This is a genomic window from Pseudomonas sp. RC10 (genome assembly GCF_038397775.1).
Lineage (GTDB): Bacteria > Pseudomonadota > Gammaproteobacteria > Pseudomonadales > Pseudomonadaceae > Aquipseudomonas > Aquipseudomonas bambusae.
The window spans coordinates 4,072,290-4,095,246 of sequence record NZ_CP151650.1; the positions used below are offsets into that span (position 1 = coordinate 4,072,290).

Consider the following 22,957-nt stretch of genomic DNA (forward strand, 5'->3'; position numbering starts at 1 on the left):
ATCTTCGGCCGATTCGACGTCAGCCCCTGCCCCATCCCGAAAGAAAATGTATAGGCAATTTCGACATGAACGTAATCGACAATCGCGATGCCGTCGCGCTGGCCACTCCTGTTGCTGAGCCCCGCAGGCGAATGAGCATGGACAAGAAGACACTCACCGGTTACCTGCTGGCCTCGCCGCCCTGCCTGTTTCTGATGGTGTTCTTCCTGGTGCCTTCCGTGTTGCTGCTCGTCGCCAGCTTCTGGAAAGCCCAGACCTTCGCCATGGAGCCGGCCGCCACGGTGGTCAGCTATGCGCGGGCCCTGAGCGCCAGCGGTTTCTACAGCTCGCTGTGGATCGCGATGCAGAACGGCTTTTTCACCGCCATCCTGTCTACCGTGATCAGCGCCCCGGTGGCGTACTACATCGTCTATCGCACCCGCTCCAACCTGACGCTGTACATGGCCCTGATCTCCTGGTTCTCCAGCTACCTGGTGCGGGTTTATGCCTGGCGTTCGATCCTGGGCACCAACGGCGTGATCAACTCCACCCTGATGCATTTCGGCCTGGTCGATCAGCCGCTGGAATGGCTGGTGTTCAGCAAGTTCGCCGTGGTGCTGACGCTGGTGCACATCATGTTGCCCTTCACCCTGCTCCTGCTGGTCTCGGGCCTGCGCGACATCAAGAAAGACTACCTCGAAGCCGCCGCCGACCTGGGCGCCAGCGGTGCGCTGACCCTGTGGCGGGTGATCGTGCCGATGGCGCACAAGAGCATCGTGAGCTGCTTCATGTTCACCTTCGTACTCGCCGCAAGCGATTACGTGACCCCGCAACTACTGGGTGGACGGGATGCGATGACCACCGGTCTGATGATCGCCAACCAGTTCCGCTCGGTCGGCAACTGGCCGCTGGGGGCGGCCATGGCGTACTTGCTGTTGATCGTGTTCATGCTGGTGTACGCGCTGCTGCTGGCGTTCTTGCGCGTGACGAATCTGGCACCGGGCAAGCGTTACCACGACTGAACGTCGCCCCATCAACATTTGAGGTAGCTCGCCATGATCAGGTTATTCACTTACGTTTACATGCTGTTTCTCTACGCCCCCATCGCGATCATCACGCTGTTCAGCTTTCACGCGACGGCGTCACTGTCGTTTCCCTTCGAAGGGTTTTCCACCCGGTGGTTCGACGAGCTGTTCGGCAGCCTGGACTTCATGACCGCCCTGAAGAACAGCGCCATCGTCGCCCTCGCTTCGACGGTCATCACCACCCTGTTGGGCACCTTTTCGGCCCTTGCGTTGATGAGAATGAAGGGCCGTGCGAAAGCGGCGTTCGCCTTTCTCAACTTCGCCCCTATTGCCCTGCCCGGCCTGTTTCTGGGCATCGCTCTGGTGATCTTCTTCTCGCTGATCGGCGTGTCCCGCTCGCTGCTGACCGTGGTGATCGGACACACGCTGTTCACCTTTCCGTTCTTCGTCGAATCGGTGCGGTCGCGGCTTGAATACTTCGACCTCTCCTTCGAGGAAGCGGCGCGGGACCTCGGCGCCTCGCCCTTTCAGGCTTTTCGCCTGGTCACCCTGCCCATCATCGGACCGACCATCACCGGCGCCGCGATCCTCGCCATCGCGCTGTCACTGGACGAGTTCCTGATCACCGTGTTCGTCACCGGCAGCGACACCACCCTGCCGCTGATGATCCTGTCGATGATGCGCCGGGCCGTGAGCCCCACCATCAATGCTGCCTCGGTGTTCATGCTGGCCGTGACCATCGCCATTATCGCCATCGCCGGCCTGGTCATGACCCTGCGCCGTCGCCGCATCGAACTTGAACGCGCTGAACCTGCGGAGTAACCCCCATGAACAACAGCATCGAACTGACCGGCATTTCCAAAAGCTACGGCGGCCTCACGGCTCTGGGCAAACTGGACCTGACCATCAAGCGCAACGAGATCCTGACCCTGCTCGGCCCCAGCGGCTGCGGCAAGACCACGCTGATGCGGATCATCGCAGGCTTCGAAGAGCCCTCCAGCGGCCGCGTTGTCATCGACGGCAAGGACGCCACCCGGCTGGCGCCGGAGCACCGCCCGGTGAACATGGTGTTCCAGAAATACGCGCTGTTTCCGCACCTGGACGTGTTCGACAACGTGGCGTTCGGGCTGCGGCTGAAGAAAACCCCCAAGGACGAAATCAAGCGCGAAGTGATGCGCGTGCTGGAACTGGTGCAGCTGGAGAGCTTCAAGAACCGCTGGATTTCGGAGCTCAGTGGCGGCCAGGCGCAACGGGTCGCCCTCGCCCGCGCACTGGTCAACCGCCCTGCCGTGCTGCTGCTCGACGAGCCCCTGGCGGCGCTGGATCTGAAAATTCGCCACCACATGCTCAACGAGATCAAGCGCATTCATGAAGAGACCTCCACCACCTTCGTGTACGTGACCCATGACCAGGACGAGGCGATGATCCTCTCCGACCGCGTGGTGCTGCTGAACAAGGGCGGCATCGAGCAGATCGGTGGCCCGGAAGAAATGTACTGGTCGCCGCGTACCCTGTTCGCCGCCAAATTTTTCGGCGACACCAACATCGTCAACGGCACCTACGCACGGGGCAGCGACAGCTACGTGCAGCTGCCGTTTGGCCGCTTCTCGTGCGCCGCCAAAAACGAGGTCGGCGCTGGGCCGGTCAACGTGTCCATTCGCCCTGAAACCCTGACGCTGACCCCCACTCAGGGCAACGCGGCTGAAGGCGAGTTTCTGGGCAAGGTCAAGGACACCTCGTTCATCGGCAACCGCGTGATCTATCGGGTCGCCGTGGCGGGCGAAACCCTGGACCTCAAATGCCAGCAACTGCCAACGCCGGGCGCCCACGCACTGACGCCCGGAACGCCGGTCTCGATGCGCTGCCAGCCTGACAGCTTCGTCGTGCTGCCCGCTTGATCAACGCGCCTGTGCATTAGCACGTCGCCGCTGCTACGTTCGCTGTCCTGAACGCCTGGGTTTTTTCTTCATCACGAAGACGAACCCGGGCGTTTTTTTATGGGCTGAAAACAGGTGAGTGTCGAGGGTCAAAGACGGAATCGCCAGCAGAGGGTAAGCCGGTTGAAAGGCGGCCGCCCCGCTTGAACGAAGAGGCGCCTATTCGCTTGGTACCCGCACCGATTGCATCGCCCTGGTTTACCCGCAAGTTCATGCCGCCTTACGCCCTGTCCGCAGCGGCAAGGGCCAAGGGTGGCAGACAACATGATTGCGCCGAATCTGTGTCGAGCAACAGCAACGCAACGGCGAGCATGCTAGGCGAGAAAGCTGCCGATCAGATTCGTGAGTGGGTCTGATTCGGGCAAAAAAAAGGCCTCCCGAACGGGAAGCCAAATGCACTTGCACAGCGAAGCCTGAGACCCGCCGTGAGGGGTGACCAAGCCCCTCGACAACCTTGAGCAAGTGCGTCGACGCGCAACGCCTGGTGAGTGGGTTGCGCGTCGAGCTCACGATGGCCAGCGTCGAACGCGCTGGCAAGATTTTCAGCGATTCACTTCTTGTAGCGACGAATGCGGATGTCAGCCTGTTCCTTGTGACCGGCAAAGCCTTCCATCGCGCACAGGCGCGAGCAGTATTCGCCGATCAGCACCGAGGCCTCATCGGTCAGCACGCGCTGATAGGTGCAGGTCTTGATGAATTTCCCCACCCACAACCCGCCCGTGTAGCGCGCAGTGCCGGTGGTCGGCAGCGTGTGGTTGGTGCCGATCACTTTGTCGCCATAGGAGACGTTGGTGCGCTCCCCCAGGAACAACGCGCCGTAGTTGGTCATGTGCTCAAGGAAGTACAGCGGGTCGCGGGTCATGACCTGAACGTGCTCGGAGGCGATGCGGTCGGCCTCTTGCACCAGCTCCTCCAGGGTGTCGCAGAGGATGATTTCGCCGTAGTCACGCCATGCCACCGATGCGACGGGCGCGGTGGAAAGGATCGCCAGCTGACGGTCGATTTCGGCAGGCAGCGCGTCGGCCAGTGCGGCGCTGTTGGTCAGGAACACCGCCGGGGAGTTCACCCCGTGTTCCGCTTGCCCCAGCAAATCGGCGGCGATGATTTCAACGTCCGAGGAATCGTCAGCGATGACCAGGGTTTCGGTGGGGCCGGCGATCAGATCGATGCCGATCTTGCCGAACAGCTGGCGCTTGGCTTCGGCGACATAGGCGTTGCCTGGCCCGACGATCATGTCGACCTTGGAAAACTCATCGGTGCCCAAGGCAAAACCGGCAATCGCCTGAACGCCGCCGACGCAGTAGATTTCGTCGGCGCCGCCCAGGTGCATGGCCGTGACGATGGCCGGGTGTGGCTTGCCATCGAATGGCGGCGCCATGGCCACGACGCGCTTGACCCCGGCAACCTTGGCGGTCAGCACGCTCATGTGCGCCGAGGCCAGCAGCGGGTATTTGCCCCCCGGGATGTAGCACGCCACCGAGTTCACCGGGATGTTGCGATGGCCGAGAATGATGCCCGGCAGGGTCTCGATTTCCACATCGTGCAATGACGCTTTCTGCGCCTCTGCAAACCGACGCACCTGCGCCTGGGCAAAGCGAATGTCGCCGATTTCCTGCTCCGACAGGCTCGCCACACAGGCGGCAATTTCAGCGTCGCTCAAGCGAAAGGAGGTCGGCGCCCACTTGTCGAACTTCTCCGAATACTCGCGCACGGCGGCGTCGCCGTTCTTGGCCACGTTGGCAATAATCCCTTCCACTGTGTCGCGCACATTCAGCGCAATCTCGGCTTGGGCTTCGACCGGTTTACTTGTCTTCAGGTATCGAATCATCACTTGGCTCCAGGTAGATCTTGATGCACGCGGTATGCATTCAGCATGGCGTCATCTTTTCCTACCCCTTGGGCCGGGACAATTTCGCAGCTCCCGCAATGGTGACGCGATATGACGCAGTGGCGACGCATCGACCAGGACATTTCCAGCAGGCGTCTCCCTCAGAACCCGATGCGCTGAGTATTTTTCTGCTAGATCGTTTTCGTATAACCGAATTCGTTTATCCACTCGTAACCGAACGCCGGGACCGTGTCGCTTTTGTCACGCCTTCTCACATTCAACGCCCTTTAAAACTGCCGACAGCGTTGATCGTCGATTCAAAAAACGACAACCGGGATTGACTTGGTCATTTTGAGTGTTAAGTTAAATACGAGAGTTATACGTATAAGTTAAATCATTTCCAACCAACAAGCAGGTGACCTACCGTGAGTCGAGTTTTGTATTTATACGGGGGCTGGCCCGGCCACTTTCCCTATGAAATCGCCGCTTGGGCGCGAACCGTGTTTCAGGAGCTGGACTTCGATGTCGAAGAGTCCACCGACATATTCACGCTGGATCGTGACCTCACCGGCTACGACCTCATCGTGATCGGCTGGAACAACGCCGTGACCACTGAAACCCTGACCGCCGCGCAGGAAAACCGTTTGCTGGAGGCCATCGAAAGCGGCACCGGGCTGGTCGGCTGGCACGGCGCGGGCGCAGCGTTTCGCGCCAGCCTGAAATACCACTGGGTGCTCGGCGGCTCGTTTCTGGAGCACCCGATGGGCGAAGGCTTCCCGCACCCCTACCAGGTCAACTTCATCGATCGCGAGCATGAGGTGACGCAGGGCGTGGAGGACTTCGAAGTCCGCTCCGAGCAGTACTACATGCAGGTCGACCCGAACATTCACGTGCTCGCCGAAACCACCTTCGACGGCAACCCGTTCCCGTGGCTCAAAGGCAATCGCAGCCCGGTGGCCTGGGTGCGCAACTGGGGTGAAGGCCGGGTTTTCTATCACTCCATCGGCCACGACACCAGCAACCTGGCCGACCCCAATATCCGCCGCCTGACCAAACAGGGCCTGGCGTGGGCCACTCGCAGCCGCAGCAAAAATCCACCGGTTTAACGCCCCCACAAAAGCGCTGAAACCGTTTTACCCGTTCCATCCACCCAAGGAGTCCAGGTCATGGCAAAGCTGACTGGCAGCCAGATCGTTGCACAAACGCTTAAAAATTATGGGGTCGAGTACGTCGCAGGCATCCCGGGTCACGGGATCTGGACGCTGACCGACGCCTTCCTGGAAGAAGAATCCAAAATCAAGTTCATCCAGGTCTTCCACGAACAGAGCGCGGTTCACCTGGCCGACGGTTACTACCGCGTGGCCGGCAAGCCCATGGCAGCGGTCACCTCCATCGGCGCCGGGGCCAGCAACACCGTTATTGGCCTGGCGACCGCGTTCACCGACTCCACCAGCCTGATGCTGATCACCGGTGGACCGCCCACTCACATGCGCGGCCATGGTCTGCTGCAAGAGCTGGAGCGCTACACCGACAACGATTTCCCGAAGATCGCCGAAGCCGTGACCAAGCGTCACTGGGTCGCCACGCGGGTCGAGGAATTGCCGTTCATGATGCACCGCGCCTGGAGTTCGATGGTGACCGGTCGACCAGGCCCCGTGCACCTGGAAATCCCGATGGACGTGCAAGCCGAAGGGGCTGAAGTCACGCTGCATGCGCTGGAAGAACGCACGCCGATCGGCAAGTCGTTCCCGGACCCGGCCGCCATCAGTGCCGCCGTCGCCGAGCTGAAACTGAGCAAGCGCCCGGTCATCGTCATCGGTGGCGGCGTGATCACCGGCGAAGCGAGCGCAGAAATCCTCGCCCTTGCCGAAGCCTGGAAAATCCCGGTCGTGACCACCTGGAACGGCAAGAGCGGCTTCCCTGAAGACCACCCGCTGTTCGCCGGCAGCGTCGGCCAGACCGGCACCATGTGCGGCAACACCGTGGCCTCGAAAGCCGACGTCATCATCGCCGTGGGCTGTCGCTTCACCGACTGGTCGTCGTCGAGCTACGCCAAAGGCGTGACCTTCGCCATTCCGCCGTCCAAGCTGATTCACATCGACATCGATCCCCACGAGATCGGCAAAAACTACCCGGTCACCGTCGGGATCTGTGCCGATGCCAAACACGCCGTGGCGCACATCGTCGAGGCGCTGAAAGGCCAGACCGTCGACCGCACCGAGTACCTGAATGACCTCAAGGGCTACCAGGACGAGTGGGAAGCCAAGCTGTCCAGCCGTCGTGATTCGGACCGTTTCCCGTTCACGTCGCAACGTCCACTGGGCGCGCTGCGCAAGATTTTCCCGCGCGACACCATCGTGGTAGTGGGTTCCGGCAACACCCAAGGTGCGGTGAAGCAGACGTTCCCGGTGTACACGCCGCGCACCCACCTGACCTCGGGCGGCTTCTCGTCCATGGGCTGGGCAGTGCCTGCGGCCATCGGCGCCAAACTGGCGGCGCCGAACCAGCCGGTGGTGTGCATCCTCGGTGACGGTGACTTCCTCATGACCTCGCAAGAGATCGCCATCTGCGTCACTAACAACATCCCGGTGGTGTTCATGATCCAGAACAACGCGGGCTACATGTCGATCCGCGGGGGCCAGCGCAAGCAGACCAGCCGCCACATCGGCACCGAGTTCAACCACCCGGACGGCACGCCGTACAGCCCGGACTTCAAGGCCGTGGGCGAAGCGTTCGGCCTGAAATCCTACCGTGTGGAGCGCCCTGAAGACCTGGAACCTGTGCTGCAGGAGGCGCTGGACCTGAACGCACCGGTGCTGATCGAAATCCCGACCGACCGTGACGCGGCAGGCCCGTGGGTGCCCGGCTGGTGGGACTTCCCGATTCCCGAGTACATTACCGACGAACGCCAGGACGAATACTGGGAAATCCGTAACTCCGAGCAGCATTTATAAGAAACGGAGCGGCTCCATGACTGATGTACCCAATACGCCTCAGCCAGAGCTCGCTCCACACCCGAAGGCACGCTCCCCGCGTGCCTTTGGCATGGCGCAGCCAGATGCTCAAGGCAACATCGACTGTGATGTCGTCATCATTGGTTCAGGCATGGGCGGATCAACTTTCGCCCATGAACTGAGCGCGACGGGCCTTAAGGTCGTGATCGTCGAGCGCGGCGATTTCCTGCCCCGCGAAATACAGAACTGGGAGGCCTCGTCGGTGTTCGGCCAGGGCCGTTACCGCAACGCCGAACCCTGGCTGGATGCCCAGGATCAACCCTTCAACCCCGGCGTGTTCTATTACGTCGGCGGCAACACGAAATTCTACGGCGCCATGCTGCCGCGCTTTCGTGAGGAAGACTTTTCGGAAATTCAGCACTACGACGGCGTGGCGCCTGCATGGCCCATCACCTACGCCGAGATGGAACCCTGGTACACAAAAGCCGAGACGCTCTATCGCGTTCACGGGCAGGCCGGAACCGACCCCAGCGAACCCTGGCGTTCGGGCCCCTACCCTCATGCGGCACTGACCCACGACCCGGCGCTGCTGCCACTGGAGCAAAGCATGCGTCAGGTGGGCTTGAAGCCCTTCGTCATGCCCGCCGCCGTGGATTACGGCGACGGCGGGGATTGCGTGCTGTGTTCGACCTGTGACGGCTACCCGTGTCTGGTCGATGCCAAATGCGATGCGGAGATGTCGGCCCTGCGCCCTGCCCTGCGCAACGGCTCGATTCAGCTGCTGACCAATACCTTCATCGACAAGCTGGCCACCAGCGCTGACGGTCGCAGCATCCTGTCAGCCAACGGCTCCCGCCTGGGCCAAGCGGTCTCGCTGCGTGCGCCGCGTTTCGTGCTGGCGTGTGGTGCGGTCAACAGCGCGGTGCTGCTGCTCAAATCCGCCAACGATCAGCACCCCAACGGGTTGGGCAACAGTTCGGGCCAGGTGGGGCGTAACTACATGGTGCACAACAGCACTTTCATGCTGGCGGTGGACCCGCGCCGGAAAAACCCGGTGCGGTTTCAGAAAACCCTGGCGCTTAACGACTGGTACACAGCCGGTGCGCACAACGCCTATCCGCTGGGCAACGTGCAAATGCTGGGCAAGATTCGCGAACCCATGATCACGCCCATGCGGCCCTGGCTGCCGAAATTCGCCTCGCGCTACGTGACCGACCACAGCGTCGATCTCTATCTGACCTCCGAGGACTTGCCGACCCAAAACAATCGAGTGACCTACGACGCCAGGCAGGGCGCGGTGAAAGTGTTCTGGCAACCCAACAATCTCAAGGCCCACGACGAGCTGGTCAGCAAGACCCGGCAGGTCATGCGTCTGGCAGGCTACCCGCTGGTGCTGACCGAACGAATGGGCATCGCCACCAACTCCCACCAATGCGGCACCTGCGTGATGGGCACCGACCCAAAAACCAGCGTGCTGGACGTCAACTGCAAGCTGCACGATCTGGCCAACGCCTGGATCGTCGACAGCTCGTTCTTTCCGTCCTCGGCGGCGGTCAACCCGGCGCTCACCATCGCCGCGAATGCCATGCGCGTGGCAGCGCACTTCATCGCCGCGAACTGAGTGGGTTGTTTCAATCGGAGGGGAAAGCCTGGCCTTCCCCTCCTCTCTTTACTCGGCGAGCCGGGCTGTGGACTGCCGAACGACCAGCTTGGTGGGGAAGATTTTCTGCACGGGCGCAGGCACGAAATCCGGCCCGCCGTTGAGCTGCTCGATCAACAGCTGCGCCGCCGTCACGGCTTTCTGCACCATAGGCTGGGCGATGGTCGTCAGGCCGTATTGCACCGCTTCCGGAATATCATCGAAGCCTACCACCGACAGCGAAGACGGCACCTCACGCTGCAATGCCGCAGCGGTCTTCATGCAGGCGATGGCCATCACGTCGGAACAGGCGACCACCGCCGTGACCTCGTTCGAGGTGAGCAAGGTGAACGCCGCCGCCTCGCCAGAGGTGGAGTCCAGGCCGCCCGCCTCGACAATCGCCAGATCATCGAAATTCAATCCCGCCGCGGCCGCCGCCTCGACATACCCGGTCAGCCGCTCGCGGACAATACGCTCGCTGGAGTGGGCAAAACGTTGCGCACTCACCGCGCCACGCTCGCCGTCCGGATTGAGACGGTCGACCAGAATGCCGATCTTGCGGTGCCCCAAGTCCAGCAAGTGTTGAATCTGCGCCATCGCGGCCGTTCGGTCGTCGATCCCGACAAAATAGCTGCCTTCCAGCAACGGCGAGTCGATCACCACATAGGGCAGGTTCTGTTTCTGAATGGCCACGATGGCCGGATGATCGTCCGGCAGCGTCGAAATGATCAGCCCATCCACCAGCCCCCGAAGTGCCAGGCTCGATTCAGAGTCGGACTTCCCGCCCCTGAGCAGGCGTTTGGTGTTCAAGGGAAACAGCGTGAGCGCGATGTTCTCCAGCTCGCCGATTTCACTCACCCCGCGCAACACGGCGATGGCCGAGGGGTCGGCGAAGGCGACGGAGAGTTTGTCCATCATCATCAGGCCGATGGCCCCGACTCTTCCTGAACGCAAGCTGCGCCCCATGATGTTCGGCCCGGGATACCCAAGCTTTTCGGCGACCTCAAGGATGTGCTTGCGCTGCGCCTCGGAGAGCTTGGAGGGACGGCTGTACGCGTAGGACACCGCGGGCTGCGAAACCCCGGCGGCACGCGCCACATCTTTCATCGAAACGTTCGCCATAGCGCCTTCTTAATCAAACCTTCGTAAAAACCCATAGCATACAAGGCCGCAGCCGATGCAAACCAATGCGTGCGTTGAATATCACGCGCTGCGCGCCGCGAACAGCCGTGGCGCACTGGCGATGATCACCAGCATGCCCAGCGCCGTCATGAACAACGCCCAACCCAGCGACGTGGCCTTCGCGGCGAAACCGATGAGCGCAGGCCCCAGCAGGATACCCAGATAGCCGATCGAGGTGGCGATGCTGATCGCAAGCTCACCCGGCATGCTGCGCTGAGTCCCGGCAAGGGACAGGTAAACCGGGGCGATATTGGACACGCCTATGCCGATCACGGCAAAGCCCGCCAGGCTGATCAGCCAGTTGTCCAGAGTAAGGACGACAGCGAACCCCGCCATGGCGATCAGGCCGCTGAGCACCAGCACTTTGCGGCTGCCCAGGCGCGCGACGACACGGTCGCCGTTGAGCCGTCCAGTTGCCATCATCACGGCGAAAACGGCGAAGCCAAGCCCGGCGATCGAATGATCGACACCCCGGTAGTCGGCGAGGAAGATCGCGCTCCAGTCCAGCACCGAGCCCTCAGTGAGGAACGCCAGCAGACACAGGGTGCCGAGGGCCAGTACCTGCCGCGTCGGGCGAACGAACAGGGGCGCGCCCTTCTCACCCGAGACTCCCAGCGCATGACGGCCAGCCGTTAGCAGAAAGAGAACGATGCCTGCGATCAGGACGCTGGAGGCGATCAGTGGCGACGCCCCCAGCCACAGAAAGAAGGTGATGCCCGCCGCGCTGACGATGGTGCCGAGGCTGAACAGGCCGTGAAAACCGGACATCAGGGACCGTTGCGTGCTGCGTTCGACCATTACACCCTGTACGTTCATCGTCACGTCCACCAGGCCGCAACCCGCCCCAAACAGGGTCAGGCTGAGCATCAGCCCGTAGAAATGATCGAGGGTGGCGAGCAATGGCAGCGTCGCGCAAACCAGCGTCAGGCCGAAGTACAGGGAAAAACGACAGCCCTTGCGGGCGTTCATGATGCCTGCAAGCGGCATCATGACCAGCGACCCCAGGCCCAGACAGAGCAACAACAGCCCCAGTTTCCCGTCATCAATATCCGCACGCTCGCGGGCATAGGGCACCAGCGGCGCCCAGGCGCCCATGCACAGGCCGGACATGAGAAAGGTCAGCCGGTAGGTGAGCATGTGCGGCGTTGCGTGCAGCGGCGGAATTTCCTGTGATGACACGTAAACCTCTTCGACCTGCCACGGCGGGCGATCTATCGAACATTGCTCGATGCTTGATCGCCCCCGCAGACCACTGGACTTGGCGCGCAGGTGCACGCGCCACGAAAGTTATACGTATAACGTATTTATCACCGCATTGCCATCGCAACTCACCGCCACCCTTGCTTGCTTAAGAAAGCTACTTCTCTGATCAGCGCCGCGCCGCCACGCGAGCGACTGCCTGCGCCGCAGCATTCAAACGCTCCACGCTCAAACGCCCCTGCGCTACCGCATCGACAATCGCCTGAGCCAGAACGCCGGCCTTGGGCAATAACCGGGGGGAGATCAGCAGTAGATCGGCCCCGGCATTCAACGCTGCCACCACCACCTCTTCAATGGGCACGTCGCGCTGAACGGAGCGATGATCCAGGTCGATGGTCATGACCAGCCCGTTGAAGCCCAATTCGCTACGCAGGATGCTCACCAGATCCGGCGACAACGACGCCGAGACCGCCGGGGTCACCGCCTCGACAATGGCCGGCCCCAACATCACCGCGTCGGCCCCCGCCTCGATGCCGGACCTGAACGCCGACCAGCCGCTGCGCAACGCCGCCATCGATGAGGTGAGAAAGGCCTCCTCGGTTGCCGGAAGTTTTGCCAGCTGCGGATGCCCCGGAAAATGCTTCAACGTGCTGCCCACCTTCGCCCGTCGCACGCCCCGCACATAGGCCGCTGCCATTTCGGCGGCCTTGACCGGGTCGCTGGCGAGCGTCTTGCCGTCCAGCCAGACGTTCGGCCCGCTGAGCACATCAGCGGTCGGCGAAAGCACCAGATTGACACCCGCCTCGCGCACGCCCAAGGCCATCTGGAAACACACCTCCTCAAGCTCGTACGCGTTCATGGCCCGCGCAACGTCCGGCGAGGGCAGCGCGCAGGCGACGCCCTGTAAACGGTGCACGGCGGAAATGTCGGCGTCAGCGGCCAGGATCATGTCGCCCGCCAGTTCCCGAGCCTGGCCGACGAATCCCTGCCATTTCTCCAGGGTTTCGATGCGCAGACGCTCGGCGCTCATCTGGCCACGCCGGTATTCCTCGGCGGTTTCGCCAAACAACACGCTGCGCCCGCCGCTGCCGAGGAATCGGCGCAGGTCGTCGTCGATCTCAAGCGGGTCGACCACGGGGAATAACACGCTGAACGCTGTCGCTAAAAGCTGGCTCATGGGAAGTCCTGAGATGGGAGGGGTTGGAGGAACAATGAGGCTCGGGTCAACGGCGTCCGCGACCTAAGCCCGAAAGTGACTCATCAGGTGTTGCTGGTGATTGGCCAAGGCATTCAGGCGCTTGCTGACCCTGGCGGATTCATCTGCCTGCTCCGCGAGCGATTCGGTGACGTCGCGAATGGCAGAAACGTTGCGATTGACCTCTTCAGAGACAGCGCTTTGTTCCTCGGCGGCGCTGGCGATCTGCAGGTTCATCTCGTTGATGACGTCGATGCTCTGATTGACGCGCGTCAACGCGTCCACCGCTTTCAACGCATGGAACGCACTGGCATCGGCCTGTTGCCGATGAGCCTGCATCGTCTCGACCACCGCTTGCGTGCCGGTTTGCAAGGTTTCGATCACGCCCCGGATTTCGCCCACAGACGTTTGCGTGCGCCTGGCCAGATGACGAACTTCATCGGCCACCACGGCAAACCCACGGCCGCTTTCCCCTGCCCGCGCGGCCTCAATAGCGGCATTCAGCGCCAGCAGGTTGGTCTGCTCGGCAATCGACTGGATCACTTGCAGGACGCTGCCAATCCGCTCGCTGTTCTGCGCGAGCAGGGTCACCTCCTCCATCGACGTGTGCATGTGTTGCGCGAGGTTCTGAATGGAGGTCGCGGTGGTTTCGAGTGTGCCCTTGCAAGATTGCGAGGCCGCCTCGCCGTCACGGGCCGCCGTGGCGGCCTTCGACGCGTGGCGTGCGACCTCCTGGGAAGTGGTGCTCATTTCGTGAGCGGCGGTCGCCACCTGCTCGACCTCGCGCAACTGATGCTGCATCCCCGCACTGGTCAGGCTGGCGATTTCTGATGCTGTGTCAGCGGTCGTCCGCGTTTCGCCCACCCCTTGACTGACCTGCGCAATCACCGGTTGCAGCTTGTCGAGGAAACGGTTGAACCCACCCACCAAACGGCCCATTTCGTCAGTGCGATCAAAGATCAGGCGCCGCCTCAGATCACCGTCGCCCTGGGCGATGTCTTCGAGCATGTCGGACACGCGACGGATTGGCTTCACCACACTGGACGCCATCAGCCACATGAGCACACACCCCAAAACCAGCACGCCCAGCCCGACTGCCAGTTGCATCTGGACGGCGGTGTGGCTGGAGCGGGTCAGCGTCTGATCCAGTTGGGCGACGGCGGCCATGAGGGTCGCCTGAGGCACTTCGATGATCGCCATCCACACGCCAGAATCCGGGATTGGCGAGAACGGCACCATCACCAGCGCGTTGCCAGTACTGGCGTTGGTGCCGACGAACGTCGCGCCACTTCGTGCACTGCCCACCAGTGCCTCCGACTGATTCGGATAACTCTCGGCCAGGGTTTTACCCAATAACGCCGGGTCGTTGCTTTTGCCCATGACCGTGCCCGCCGCACTGACGAAGGTGACTTGGCCTTTGCCCTCGAACAGCGACGCGCTAGCCTTCTGCGAGAGGTTCTGCAGGCTGCTCAAGGTCAGGTCGACACTGGCCACGCCGATCAGCTTCCCACCATCGATCAGCGGGACGGCCACACTGGAGGTCAACGTGGGCACGCCGTTCAACAAGAAACTGTAAGGCTCGACCAGGCAGGGTTTGCGGGTCGTGTGCGGGCATTTCCACCAGGCTTTGTCGGGCTCGTCGCCGAGGATGTCTTTCTCTTCCACGGTGAAGTTTTCCACGCCCGACACGTAGGCGGCGAAACGGCCCGAAGCGTTGCCAGTGTGGTCGGGACCGTTGATCGAGACCGCGTCCCCCGCATCCAGACCGTTAAGTTCGAATGCCACGCCAATGCCCAGCAGCTCAGGAGTGGTCGCGATCATCGCCCGCATCAAGCGGTAAAGATCGCCGCGTACCTGCGGCGGCGTCAGGCCATTGAGTTTTGCCTGGCGCTTTAGCATGACCAGTTGCGTCGCCAAGGTGCGGGTGAACATCAGGCTGCTGACGAATCGCTGCTGCACCACGTCAGCCTGAACCCGTCCCATGGCTTCCAGATATCGTGTGGACGCCTCACCCAACGAGGCACTGCTGGATTCGGCGACCACCGACGCTGTGCGCTGCATGTGCACAATCGAGAAGGCCAGCAGAAACACCACCATGCACAGCATGCACACGCCTGCGACCACGGTGATGCGGGATTTGATGGTCAGGGGTGTGCGGGTCATTGCGGGGCCTCGGAGCATTCTGTCGACACGACATTGGAATTGTTGTGATGGTCTCAAGACCGCTTGCATCGCCGGCCAGGCGCACCTGTCCCGCGCCATCTTCCTCAGCCGCTCTTTCATCCACAATTTCGCAGTGCCGCCACTGCTGACGCAGAGTGAAGCGCCGCTGACGCGCGCCGCGCAGCAGAACGCGACGCAGACAGGTCGCAATCCAGCACGCCGATAACCGTTCGCGACATTGCCGGCGAATCAGTCCTTGTCATGCATTGACATCGCACCTGCATAGCACGTTGAATGAAGACTTATACGTATAACAAAAAGAGCGGATTCACCTTTGATCCGACTCTGCGCACTGAAAGGCAAACGGTATGAACAGCGACAACAATCCTCTGATCTCCAGCCGCATCCGAAAAGCCCGCGTGGCAACGTTCATGGGTTTCATGATGATCGGCGCGATGATGTACATCTGGTCCACCGGCGTCAGCGTGTTCCGCCAACAGCTTGGCCTTGCAGGCGCACCAGGGGATGGCGATTTCGGGCTGATCGCGTTGAGCATCGGCGTGGGTTCGGCAGCGGGGTCGCTGTTCGTTGGCAAACTGCTGGACCTGTACGGCGCCCGGCCAGTCATCAGCCTCTGCGCCATCATTTACCCCTTGTCCATCATTCCACTCGGGTACATCAGCGGCTTCTGGTTCGCGTTGGTATTCGGCGCCGTACTCGGCCTGTTTCGCGGCGCGCTGGACACCGCCCTCAATGCTCATGGCGTTCAGGTCGAACGCTTCTATCGACGCTCGATCATGTCGGCCTTTCACGCGTCGTATTCGTTCGGCGGATTTCTACTCGGCATGATCTGCAGCTGGCTGACCGGCCTGTTCACCGAGAGTGTCGCCGTGCCTTTTTCCGTGCTCGGCGGCGTGATGTTTATCACCGGTTGCCTGCTGAGCCGCTGGCTGCTGGGCAAAGACGATGTACCGCTCAAACAGCCCGAGACGCAGCACCCGCTTGCCGCCCACGCCGCTCACGCGCCGAACACCAAGACCGTGCTGCTGATGATCGCGTTCGGCACCCTGTTGCTGGGCAGCATGATGGGCGAGAACGCCATCGGTGACTGGGGTCAGGAGTACGTGCACCGCGTGCTGGGCGCCAGCACGTCGTTCGGCGGCATGGCCGTTTCGGTGTTCATCGGCGCGGTGACGTTCGGACGGCTGTTTGGCGACGAATTGGCCGGACGCTTCGGCAACGCCCGGGTGATTGGCGGCAGCGGTGCGCTATGCGTGGCGGGCACGCTGCTGACCCTTCTCGGCGCCAGCGCCGGGACCGGCATCGTCGGCTTTGCCCTGTTCGGTCTGGGACTGTCCTGCATCGCACCGCTGATGGTGTCGTCGGCCGGGCGCAAAGACCCCGAGAACGCCGGTCGAAACATCGGCATCGTCAACGGCATCGGCTTCTCCGGCATGCTCATGGGCCCCGCCGCGATTACAGTGATTGTCGGCCACTTCGGCCTGGAATCTCTGATGTACTTCCCACTCATTCTGCTCGGCCTGCTGGCCGTGTTCGGCCCGATGCTCGTGCGCACGGGCACGCCGAACGCCCGACCGCTGGCGCAAACACGGCCAGGCAGCGTCGTCAAAACCGGATGAATGCCAGGAGATCGTGACGCTCTCTGGCTGGCCCTTGTAGTCTGTCTACCCGATTCGCATACTCCTGCGCTGAAACTGAACGGCCGCGATACGGCCATCCATGGGTAGTCCAGGCGCTGAGCACTTCAACATGCATCATCCCCAGTCCATTCGTACGGTCGGCAGCCTTTTCAGCCAGCGCCCCTCCTCCATTCCTGATGGACCCGGTGTGTACGCGTTTTGGTGGATCGCTGACAGGGATACTCTCCTTGCGTCAAACCGTACAGTTGTCCTCAAGGGGCCTAATGAGGTTCGGGTCAACGTAGAGTACAAGGATTGGTGGCCGACTGAGCTGACGTACCCTTGCCTTTACGTCGGCAAGACAACCAACCTGCGAAAAAGGTTTGGTCTTCACCTGAAGCGCAAGAGCAAAGGTCGACTGCACGCAGCACATCCCGAGCACCACAAAGCAACCCCTCACACCACGTCATGTCAGCTTCGCTGGGGAATCGAACACATTTTCCCCAACGAACCCGACCCGCTGCATCTCATCTCGAATTCTGTAGGTTTCTCCTACAGGAATGATTTTGCTGACAATGCAATCGCGGAGCGGTTTTTCGAGGAAGATCGGCTTGTGGGAACCTGGCGGCCGTGGTTCAACATCGACGCCGAGCGTTGAGACGCCCTGATCGAGTCAGACCACTTGACCGGCGAGATACTCTTGTCGGAGCCATCACTTATTGCATCAGTAACCCACCCCGCGAACACCCCCCGAAGCGCGAATGGATTCGCCGGTCACCCAGCGCGCGTCTTCGGACGCCAGAAACACCGCCAATGGCGCGATGTCCTCGGGCTCCCCAAAACGTCCCAGCGGGGTTCCAGCCACCAGCTTTTCTCCGAACTCACCGGCAAAATTCCCATCAGTCGCCGGGGTGTTCGTGTGCCCTGGCAGAATTGAGTTAACCCTGATGCCTCGCGCGCCCAACTCCCGGGCCAAGGCGAAGGTCAAGGTATCGACCGCGCCTTTGGTCGCCGAGTACACGCTCGACGCCAGATAGGGGTCGGTGCTGAGGATCGAGCTGATATTGATGATGCTGCCTGTCGGCCCCAGCAGTCTGACGGCCTCACGCACGGCCAGCAGATAGCCCAACACGTTCAGGTTGAATTGCTTATGGAAAGCTTCTTCGGTCAGGTCATCGATCATCTGGAACACTGCCACACCGGCGTTGTTGACCAGGATATCCAAAGTGCCGTAGTGCTCACGGACCGTTTCAAACAGGCGCGCCACATCGGTCGCCTGACTCATGTCTGCCTGCACCGCGACCGCTGATCCGCCGTTGGCCTCGATCCCGGCAACCACGGCATCGGCATCGGCCTGGCTGGTGGCGTAATTGACGATGACCGTTGCGCCCTGCGCCGCCAAAGCCTTGGCGATCCCGGCGCCGATGCCTTTCGATGCGCCGGTGACAACCGCTATTTTTCCTTCGAGTTTCATGACGTGCCCTTTTGAAGTTGCGTGACAGGTGACGGCGTCGCACATGGGTTATGAAAAACGCCAGGCAACGCGCCGCTTGCCATCAGTATTCAGCCAGCGAGGGCGCCGACGTTTGCCGGTTACTCGCACATGCTTGCCTATTCTTCTCAGTTGGCTTGCCATGCATTGGGATATGGCTCACGGTAGGCGGCATGGAACGATCAATGGCGGAACTGCGCAGCATCGTGATGCGCGCGCAAGACAAGTGGACCGAGACCGGGCTACCCCGCGTGACGATGGTGCGTGCCGAGGCTTGTGCAAGTCAGGTCTATCAACCGATGCTGCACCTGGTGCTTCAGGGCACCAAGACCTTGTCGATTGGGGATGAGGTTTCCAGGTATTCAGCAGGCCACTATTTTCTGGTGCCTGTGGATGTGCCCGCCACCGGGCAAGTTCACGCAGACGCGGTTGGCCAGCCCTATCTGGCGGTCAGTCTGACGCTGGACCCGGATGTGATCGCCACGCTGTTGATGGACGAAGGCAAGACGCCGAGGCCACCGCAGAACACCTGTTTTGAAGGCGTTCTGGCGCCTGCGCAAATGATCGATGCGTGGTTGCGGATGATGCGGCTCATGGATCATCCCCACGAGGCTGAGATCCTGGCGCCGATGATCGAACGGGAGATTCTGTTCCGCGCCTTACAGGGGCCGTTGGGTGGCATTCTGCGTGACGTCGCGCGGCCGGATGGCCGGATGACGCAGATCCGCCGCGTCACCCAGTGGATTCGTGACCACTACACCGAGCCTTTTCGGGTAGAGCCGCTGGCACTCATGGCGGACATGAGCGTTGCCGCCTTTTACCGGCACTTCAAATCGGTGACGGCCATGACACCGATCCAGTATCGGAAACGCCTGCGTTTGCTCCGGGCGCGCTGGTTGCTGTTGTTCGACACACTGGACGCGACGTCGATCGCCTATGCCGTGGGTTATGAAAGCGCCTCGCAATTCAGCCGTGAATACGCGAGATTATTTGGCCTGCCGCCTGCGCGGGATGCGGCGCGATTCAAGTCACCCCTCCCGGCCACAGGCTGACAGCGCCCGGTTGAGCGGCCTTCAGAAATCGGTGAACAACGTCCCCTCGATACGCTCGGCAAACCCATCCCCGAAGACATTCGCGGGTGTGGCGAACCCGGACAGACGCTCGCCTTCCAATACCCGCCGCGCTGCCTCGACTGCGGCCAGCGGCGTGTAGGAATAGCCGTTCACGGTCTCGATCACGGACCGGGCGGTAGCTCCATCAACGCCAGTGACCTCAACCACTGCACGGGCACGATGCGCCTCCCGCTGTGCGTGAGTCGGGCCATCGGGCAATTGTGAGAGATCGCCTTCTGGAAACGCATCGCCTGAGATGTGCACGAACATCGCGATGTTCGGGATGCCGGTCGAATGCCAGGCTGTCACCAGATCACCAAACGACAGCGGCACACACAGGACCGGGCCGTCACCGAAGTCGAAATGACGCGGCGTTGCATCCGGTGTGGCGACCAGTTCGCCATCAACCCTCGCCATGACCCCTGCGCCGATGATTTCACTGACGCTCATGGCCGAGCCACGGGACATCGAACCTGGAACATGAAGCGCAATGCTCAGCGCAAAAGGCTGTTCAACCCGCTTGGCGACGTGCACCGCCAGGGAATCGGTCGGTACAACGTCCCAACCCACTCCCGGCAAGAGCATGACCTGGTGCGCAGCGGCTTCCGCTCCCAGTCGCTCGGCCAGCCGGTAGACGTTGATCTCCGCCGTGATGTCCAGATAGTCCACCCCGGCCTCGATACAGGCGCGCATCAGCGGCTCTGCGGTGTGCGCAAAGGGGCCGGCGAAGTTGAGCAGGACCGAGATACCGGACAACGCGCCCGCCGCATCCGCATTGGCATCGAACAGTCGAAACGGCACGCCCAGTTGCGCAGCAAGGGCCGCAAGACGCGCGTGATCACGCCCGGCGATTTCGAAGGACAGGCCCAGCGCTTTTGCCCGCTCAGCGGCCATGCGACCGGTGTAGCCGGTGGCGCCGTAGATCAGAAGAGTGCTCATCGGGCGTGCTGCCATTTTTTATGAACGAATTCGAGGCTGTACCCATCCGGGTCAAGCACATTGGCGGCGTAGTAATCGGGATCGTAGTGCAGACGCGCACCGGGCGCGCCGTTGTCGACAGCGCCTGCCTTCATGGCAGCAGCGTAGGCGGCGTCCACTTCGGCCTGGCTGTTGGCGACGAAACCCACATGTGCGGCGCGTCCCTCGACGCCTCCCTCGCGCAGCCAGAAAAACACCCGGCCATTGGCACCAAAGCCCTTGAGATCGGGGTGCCCCGGCGGGCCGTCCTTGCCGTCGTAGTCCAGGCGCGCGGTAATGCCCAACGGGGTCAAGGCCGCTTCGTAGAAACGGATGGAACGGGTGATGTCGCTGACCGACAAAAAGACATGATCCAGCATTGCGTGCTCCTCAAAGGATGTAGCTGTCGGCGGTTCAGATGTTGTAGCCGCCTGCGACTTCGATGGTCTGGCCATTGATCCAGCTGCCCTCGTGCGACAGCAGCATGGCAATCACGCGGGCGACGTCTTGCGGCTCACCCACTCTGCCAAGCGCGGTCTGCGCTGCGAGCATGGCCTCGAATTCATCGTTCAGACCGCCGCCAAGCTCTGTGCGGATCGCGCCAGGTGACACAGCGTTGGCCCGAATCTGCCGCTCGCCAAACTCTTTGGCCATGTAACGGGTGAGCACTTCCAGTCCGCCCTTGAACGCTGCGTAAGGCGCCACACCCGCCGTGGCAACGCGGGTGGTTGCGCTGGTCAGGTTGACGATACTCGCACCGTCCGCCAGCAGCGGCAGCACTGTTTGCGTGAGGAAAAAGGGGCCTTTGAGATGAACATTGAACAGGCCATCGAACTGCGTTTCGCTGACAGTGGCCAAGGGGTTGAACAGGCCATACCCGGCATTGTTGACCAGGCCATCGAGCGTGGCGACGCCCCAGGTTTCGCGCAACGCCAGTGCCACCGTCTCACGAAACCTGGAGAAACTTGCCACCTCCGACACATCGAGCTTGAGCGCGACCGCCTTGCCTCCCGCGTGCTCAATGCGCTCGACGACCGAAACCGCCTCCTCTGGATGACTGTTGTAGGTCAGGATGACACCCATGCCCCGCTGAGCAATGTGCTCGGCGGCACTGGCACCGATGCCGCGACTCCCGCCCGTGACGACGATTACGCTCATGTGCTGTTCCTCTGTGCTTCGAATGAGGACCCAGCCTACGGATCAGGCCGATCAGGAGCGCACCCGTTCCTGCTCGAAACCTGCCTGTTTCTGCTTTTTGCTCGCAGCACACGAGCGTCTGCCCTCAGCCTGTAGGAGCTGGACAGATGGATCGACTCAACGCCGCCACACTTGGCCTTGATCGCTCACGACCCACGGTTGGGCAGCGGACACGACATGGACCCCGCCGACCCAGCGTTCTGCTGGCGCGTGGTCGAGCCAGTTCAAGCGGCCTGACAAGACCTGCTCGCCCAAGGCAGTGATTCGGATAACGCGCTTCTGCCACTCGGGTCCCGGCTGCTCATGCACGAGAGGCTGCGGCGAATCGATCAGGGGCCGCAGCAGTGCGTGGAACATCAAATCCCCCAGAAAGGGCAACGGCTCATAACTCATCATCAAGTGGCCAAAGACTTTTCCGGAGGGCAGCTCACCGTGATCGGCCAGCACGCGCAGTGTCAGGCGCTCGGTCATGCTTAATCCGTCATTGGCGCCTGGAAGCTCTTGCAGTTGCCTGGCCAACGCGGGCCCCAGCAGCGGCAGTGCTGGATGCGCTCGCGCGGCAATGCGTGCCCAATCGACCGGGGTTGTCGACGTGTAGGCGGCCCATGCTTCACGCGCCACTGCCAAGGCGTCTTCGCCCAACGGGCGCCGTTGTGGCCACAGCCAGGCGAGCAGATCGGGCGCCAGTTGCCCGATGCCGATAAATCGCTCCACGCCGGGAACCTGAGCGATTTCGATCAATTCAAGTCTGCGCGGTAACGCGGGCAAGCTCGCCAGTATCCGCGCCAGAAACAGTTGATCGTAGGCGTCGGCTTCGCACCACAACACCAGTTCGCTTTCGGCATTCAGTTGCGTCAATGCCTTGCGCTGCGTGGCTTGGCGCTGCTGGATATCTCGCGTCGGCAGATCGAAGGCCTGTTCGGCAAAGGCCGCTCGCACGGCCCAGTAATCATCCTCAGGCAAAGCCGGCACCGGGCCCATCACCATCGGATCATCGAACATATGAAACGCACCCGAGAAACCGGCGATTCGCAGGTTGTGCTCGATATCGTTGCCGCAGCGCCAGTGTTGGACCGCCGCCTCACCCGTCGCGACGAAATCCGGATGGCGTGCAGCGAACGCAATGCTGTCGGCATGGGCTATCAGCTTGGGCCAACTGGGGAAGCCCGCCTCGCGCGCCATCAGCCACTGCGTGTCAGCGAGTCGATAGTCAGGGCCCGACAAACCGATCATGCGCAACTGCGTGCGGGCATCGTCGGCTTCGTGGTTTTTCAGTGCTTTCAAAAGACGCTTGGCGCGCTTGCGCAGCGAGGGCAGATCAGGGAGGCCGTGATGACGGGAAGCGTTTATGGCAGGCATGCCAACTCCTTTCAGGGCTCGGTCCGCCGACAAGCCGGGAGCTGGAATGAAAAATTGAAAACACTTGCCTGGGTGACCCCTTCGCGCGGACCGCAGGC

General features: G+C 61.8%; 19 protein-coding genes. 9 read left to right on the forward strand and 10 right to left on the reverse strand.

Annotated elements, in window-relative coordinates; all coding sequences use genetic code 11:
• Positions 1–65: 65 nt before the first annotated feature.
• From AAEO81_RS18615 to AAEO81_RS18625, 3 genes are read left to right on the forward strand one after another with little or no spacing between them, the layout of a single operon-like run.
• Positions 66–1,001, forward strand: coding sequence for an ABC transporter permease (locus tag AAEO81_RS18615; RefSeq protein WP_341958464.1), 936 nt, complete (start codon positions 66–68; stop codon positions 999–1,001).
• Between the two features lie 33 nt (positions 1,002–1,034).
• Positions 1,035–1,826 (forward strand): ABC transporter permease, encoded by a 792-nt coding sequence (locus AAEO81_RS18620; RefSeq protein ID WP_341958465.1) that lies wholly within the window; start codon positions 1,035–1,037, stop codon positions 1,824–1,826.
• Positions 1,827–1,831: 5 nt separating this feature from the next.
• Positions 1,832–2,902 (forward strand): ABC transporter ATP-binding protein, encoded by a 1,071-nt coding sequence (locus AAEO81_RS18625; protein ID WP_341958466.1) that lies wholly within the window; start codon positions 1,832–1,834, stop codon positions 2,900–2,902.
• Positions 2,903–3,491: 589 nt separating this feature from the next.
• Here AAEO81_RS18625 and hisD read toward each other — a convergent pair.
• Complete coding sequence (gene hisD, locus AAEO81_RS18630; RefSeq protein ID WP_341958467.1) at positions 3,492–4,769, reverse strand: histidinol dehydrogenase; 1,278 nt, start codon at positions 4,767–4,769, stop codon at positions 3,492–3,494.
• A gap of 425 nt (positions 4,770–5,194) precedes the next feature.
• Here hisD and AAEO81_RS18635 point away from each other — a divergent pair, with 425 nt between their 5' ends.
• From AAEO81_RS18635 to AAEO81_RS18645, 3 genes are read left to right on the forward strand one after another with little or no spacing between them, the layout of a single operon-like run.
• The gene (locus AAEO81_RS18635; protein WP_341958468.1) at positions 5,195–5,875 is read left to right on the forward strand and encodes a ThuA domain-containing protein; all 681 of its coding nucleotides are present in this window, start codon (positions 5,195–5,197) and stop codon (positions 5,873–5,875) included.
• Positions 5,876–5,935: 60 nt separating this feature from the next.
• A complete protein-coding gene (locus AAEO81_RS18640) occupies positions 5,936–7,723 on the forward strand; it encodes a thiamine pyrophosphate-binding protein (protein WP_299601832.1) in 1,788 nt (595 codons plus the stop codon).
• 16 nt (positions 7,724–7,739) lie between these two features.
• On the forward strand, positions 7,740–9,344 hold the full coding sequence (locus AAEO81_RS18645) for a GMC family oxidoreductase (protein ID WP_341958469.1): 1,605 nt from the start codon (positions 7,740–7,742) through the stop codon (positions 9,342–9,344).
• 48 nt (positions 9,345–9,392) lie between these two features.
• Here the strand turns inward: AAEO81_RS18645 and AAEO81_RS18650 are convergent, their stop codons facing one another.
• The 4 genes from AAEO81_RS18650 to AAEO81_RS18665 form a co-directional block, all read right to left on the reverse strand.
• Positions 9,393–10,484: a LacI family DNA-binding transcriptional regulator gene (locus tag AAEO81_RS18650; RefSeq protein ID WP_341958470.1), complete on the reverse strand. Its 1,092-nt coding sequence runs from the start codon at positions 10,482–10,484 to the stop codon at positions 9,393–9,395.
• Between the two features lie 81 nt (positions 10,485–10,565).
• Positions 10,566–11,681, reverse strand: coding sequence for an MFS transporter (locus AAEO81_RS18655; RefSeq protein ID WP_341964566.1), 1,116 nt, complete (start codon positions 11,679–11,681; stop codon positions 10,566–10,568).
• A gap of 232 nt (positions 11,682–11,913) precedes the next feature.
• Positions 11,914–12,921 carry a glycoside hydrolase family 3 N-terminal domain-containing protein gene (locus AAEO81_RS18660; protein WP_341958471.1) on the reverse strand — a complete coding sequence of 336 codons (1,008 nt, stop codon included), beginning with the start codon at positions 12,919–12,921 and terminating at the stop codon, positions 11,914–11,916.
• A 63-nt stretch (positions 12,922–12,984) separates the two neighbouring features.
• Positions 12,985–15,102, reverse strand: coding sequence for a methyl-accepting chemotaxis protein (locus tag AAEO81_RS18665; RefSeq protein WP_341958472.1), 2,118 nt, complete (start codon positions 15,100–15,102; stop codon positions 12,985–12,987).
• A gap of 368 nt (positions 15,103–15,470) precedes the next feature.
• Here AAEO81_RS18665 and AAEO81_RS18670 point away from each other — a divergent pair, with 368 nt between their 5' ends.
• Together AAEO81_RS18670 and AAEO81_RS18675 are read left to right on the forward strand one after the other, a co-directional pair.
• Positions 15,471–16,742, forward strand: coding sequence for an MFS transporter (locus tag AAEO81_RS18670; RefSeq protein WP_341958473.1), 1,272 nt, complete (start codon positions 15,471–15,473; stop codon positions 16,740–16,742).
• 130 nt (positions 16,743–16,872) lie between these two features.
• A complete protein-coding gene (locus tag AAEO81_RS18675) occupies positions 16,873–17,400 on the forward strand; it encodes a GIY-YIG nuclease family protein (protein ID WP_341958474.1) in 528 nt (175 codons plus the stop codon).
• A gap of 66 nt (positions 17,401–17,466) precedes the next feature.
• Here the strand turns inward: AAEO81_RS18675 and AAEO81_RS18680 are convergent, their stop codons facing one another.
• Positions 17,467–18,216 carry a glucose 1-dehydrogenase gene (locus tag AAEO81_RS18680; protein ID WP_341958475.1) on the reverse strand — a complete coding sequence of 250 codons (750 nt, stop codon included), beginning with the start codon at positions 18,214–18,216 and terminating at the stop codon, positions 17,467–17,469.
• 191 nt (positions 18,217–18,407) lie between these two features.
• Here AAEO81_RS18680 and AAEO81_RS18685 point away from each other — a divergent pair, with 191 nt between their 5' ends.
• Positions 18,408–19,286 carry an AraC family transcriptional regulator gene (locus AAEO81_RS18685; RefSeq protein WP_341958476.1) on the forward strand — a complete coding sequence of 293 codons (879 nt, stop codon included), beginning with the start codon at positions 18,408–18,410 and terminating at the stop codon, positions 19,284–19,286.
• A gap of 21 nt (positions 19,287–19,307) precedes the next feature.
• On the opposite strand, the gene AAEO81_RS18690 is transcribed toward AAEO81_RS18685, so the two are convergent.
• The 4 genes from AAEO81_RS18690 to AAEO81_RS18705 all read right to left on the reverse strand — a co-directional run bounded on the left by AAEO81_RS18690 (position 19,308) and on the right by AAEO81_RS18705 (position 22,859).
• Positions 19,308–20,285 (reverse strand): saccharopine dehydrogenase NADP-binding domain-containing protein, encoded by a 978-nt coding sequence (locus AAEO81_RS18690; protein WP_341958477.1) that lies wholly within the window; start codon positions 20,283–20,285, stop codon positions 19,308–19,310.
• Positions 20,282–20,683 carry a VOC family protein gene (locus AAEO81_RS18695; protein WP_341958478.1) on the reverse strand — a complete coding sequence of 134 codons (402 nt, stop codon included), beginning with the start codon at positions 20,681–20,683 and terminating at the stop codon, positions 20,282–20,284. The genes AAEO81_RS18690 and AAEO81_RS18695 overlap by 4 nt, the downstream gene beginning before the upstream one ends.
• A 34-nt stretch (positions 20,684–20,717) precedes the next feature.
• Positions 20,718–21,461 carry an SDR family oxidoreductase gene (locus AAEO81_RS18700; RefSeq protein WP_341958479.1) on the reverse strand — a complete coding sequence of 248 codons (744 nt, stop codon included), beginning with the start codon at positions 21,459–21,461 and terminating at the stop codon, positions 20,718–20,720.
• A gap of 156 nt (positions 21,462–21,617) precedes the next feature.
• Positions 21,618–22,859, reverse strand: coding sequence for a DUF1835 domain-containing protein (locus AAEO81_RS18705; protein WP_341958480.1), 1,242 nt, complete (start codon positions 22,857–22,859; stop codon positions 21,618–21,620).
• Positions 22,860–22,957 lie beyond the last annotated feature (98 nt).

Excerpts from the sequence above, each read along its gene's own strand:
- AAEO81_RS18665 (WP_341958472.1), bottom strand. The coding sequence starts at position 15,102 with ATGACCCGCACACCCCTGACCATCAAATCCCGCATCACCGTGGTCGCA.
- AAEO81_RS18625 (WP_341958466.1), top strand. The coding sequence starts at position 1,832 with ATGAACAACAGCATCGAACTGACCGGCATTTCCAAAAGCTACGGCGGC.
- AAEO81_RS18675 (WP_341958474.1), top strand. The coding sequence starts at position 16,873 with ATGCATCATCCCCAGTCCATTCGTACGGTCGGCAGCCTTTTCAGCCAG.
- AAEO81_RS18685 (WP_341958476.1), top strand. The coding sequence starts at position 18,408 with ATGGAACGATCAATGGCGGAACTGCGCAGCATCGTGATGCGCGCGCAA.
- AAEO81_RS18695 (WP_341958478.1), bottom strand. The coding sequence starts at position 20,683 with ATGCTGGATCATGTCTTTTTGTCGGTCAGCGACATCACCCGTTCCATC.
- AAEO81_RS18680 (WP_341958475.1), bottom strand. The coding sequence starts at position 18,216 with ATGAAACTCGAAGGAAAAATAGCGGTTGTCACCGGCGCATCGAAAGGC.
- AAEO81_RS18690 (WP_341958477.1), bottom strand. The coding sequence starts at position 20,285 with ATGAGCACTCTTCTGATCTACGGCGCCACCGGCTACACCGGTCGCATG.
- AAEO81_RS18615 (WP_341958464.1), top strand. The coding sequence starts at position 66 with ATGAACGTAATCGACAATCGCGATGCCGTCGCGCTGGCCACTCCTGTT.
- AAEO81_RS18700 (WP_341958479.1), bottom strand. The coding sequence starts at position 21,461 with ATGAGCGTAATCGTCGTCACGGGCGGGAGTCGCGGCATCGGTGCCAGT.
- AAEO81_RS18670 (WP_341958473.1), top strand. The coding sequence starts at position 15,471 with ATGAACAGCGACAACAATCCTCTGATCTCCAGCCGCATCCGAAAAGCC.
- AAEO81_RS18620 (WP_341958465.1), top strand. The coding sequence starts at position 1,035 with ATGATCAGGTTATTCACTTACGTTTACATGCTGTTTCTCTACGCCCCC.
- AAEO81_RS18645 (WP_341958469.1), top strand. The coding sequence starts at position 7,740 with ATGACTGATGTACCCAATACGCCTCAGCCAGAGCTCGCTCCACACCCG.
- AAEO81_RS18655 (WP_341964566.1), bottom strand. The coding sequence starts at position 11,681 with ATGCTCACCTACCGGCTGACCTTTCTCATGTCCGGCCTGTGCATGGGC.
- AAEO81_RS18650 (WP_341958470.1), bottom strand. The coding sequence starts at position 10,484 with ATGGCGAACGTTTCGATGAAAGATGTGGCGCGTGCCGCCGGGGTTTCG.
- AAEO81_RS18705 (WP_341958480.1), bottom strand. The coding sequence starts at position 22,859 with ATGCCTGCCATAAACGCTTCCCGTCATCACGGCCTCCCTGATCTGCCC.
- AAEO81_RS18640 (WP_299601832.1), top strand. The coding sequence starts at position 5,936 with ATGGCAAAGCTGACTGGCAGCCAGATCGTTGCACAAACGCTTAAAAAT.
- hisD (WP_341958467.1), bottom strand. The coding sequence starts at position 4,769 with ATGATTCGATACCTGAAGACAAGTAAACCGGTCGAAGCCCAAGCCGAG.
- AAEO81_RS18660 (WP_341958471.1), bottom strand. The coding sequence starts at position 12,921 with ATGAGCCAGCTTTTAGCGACAGCGTTCAGCGTGTTATTCCCCGTGGTC.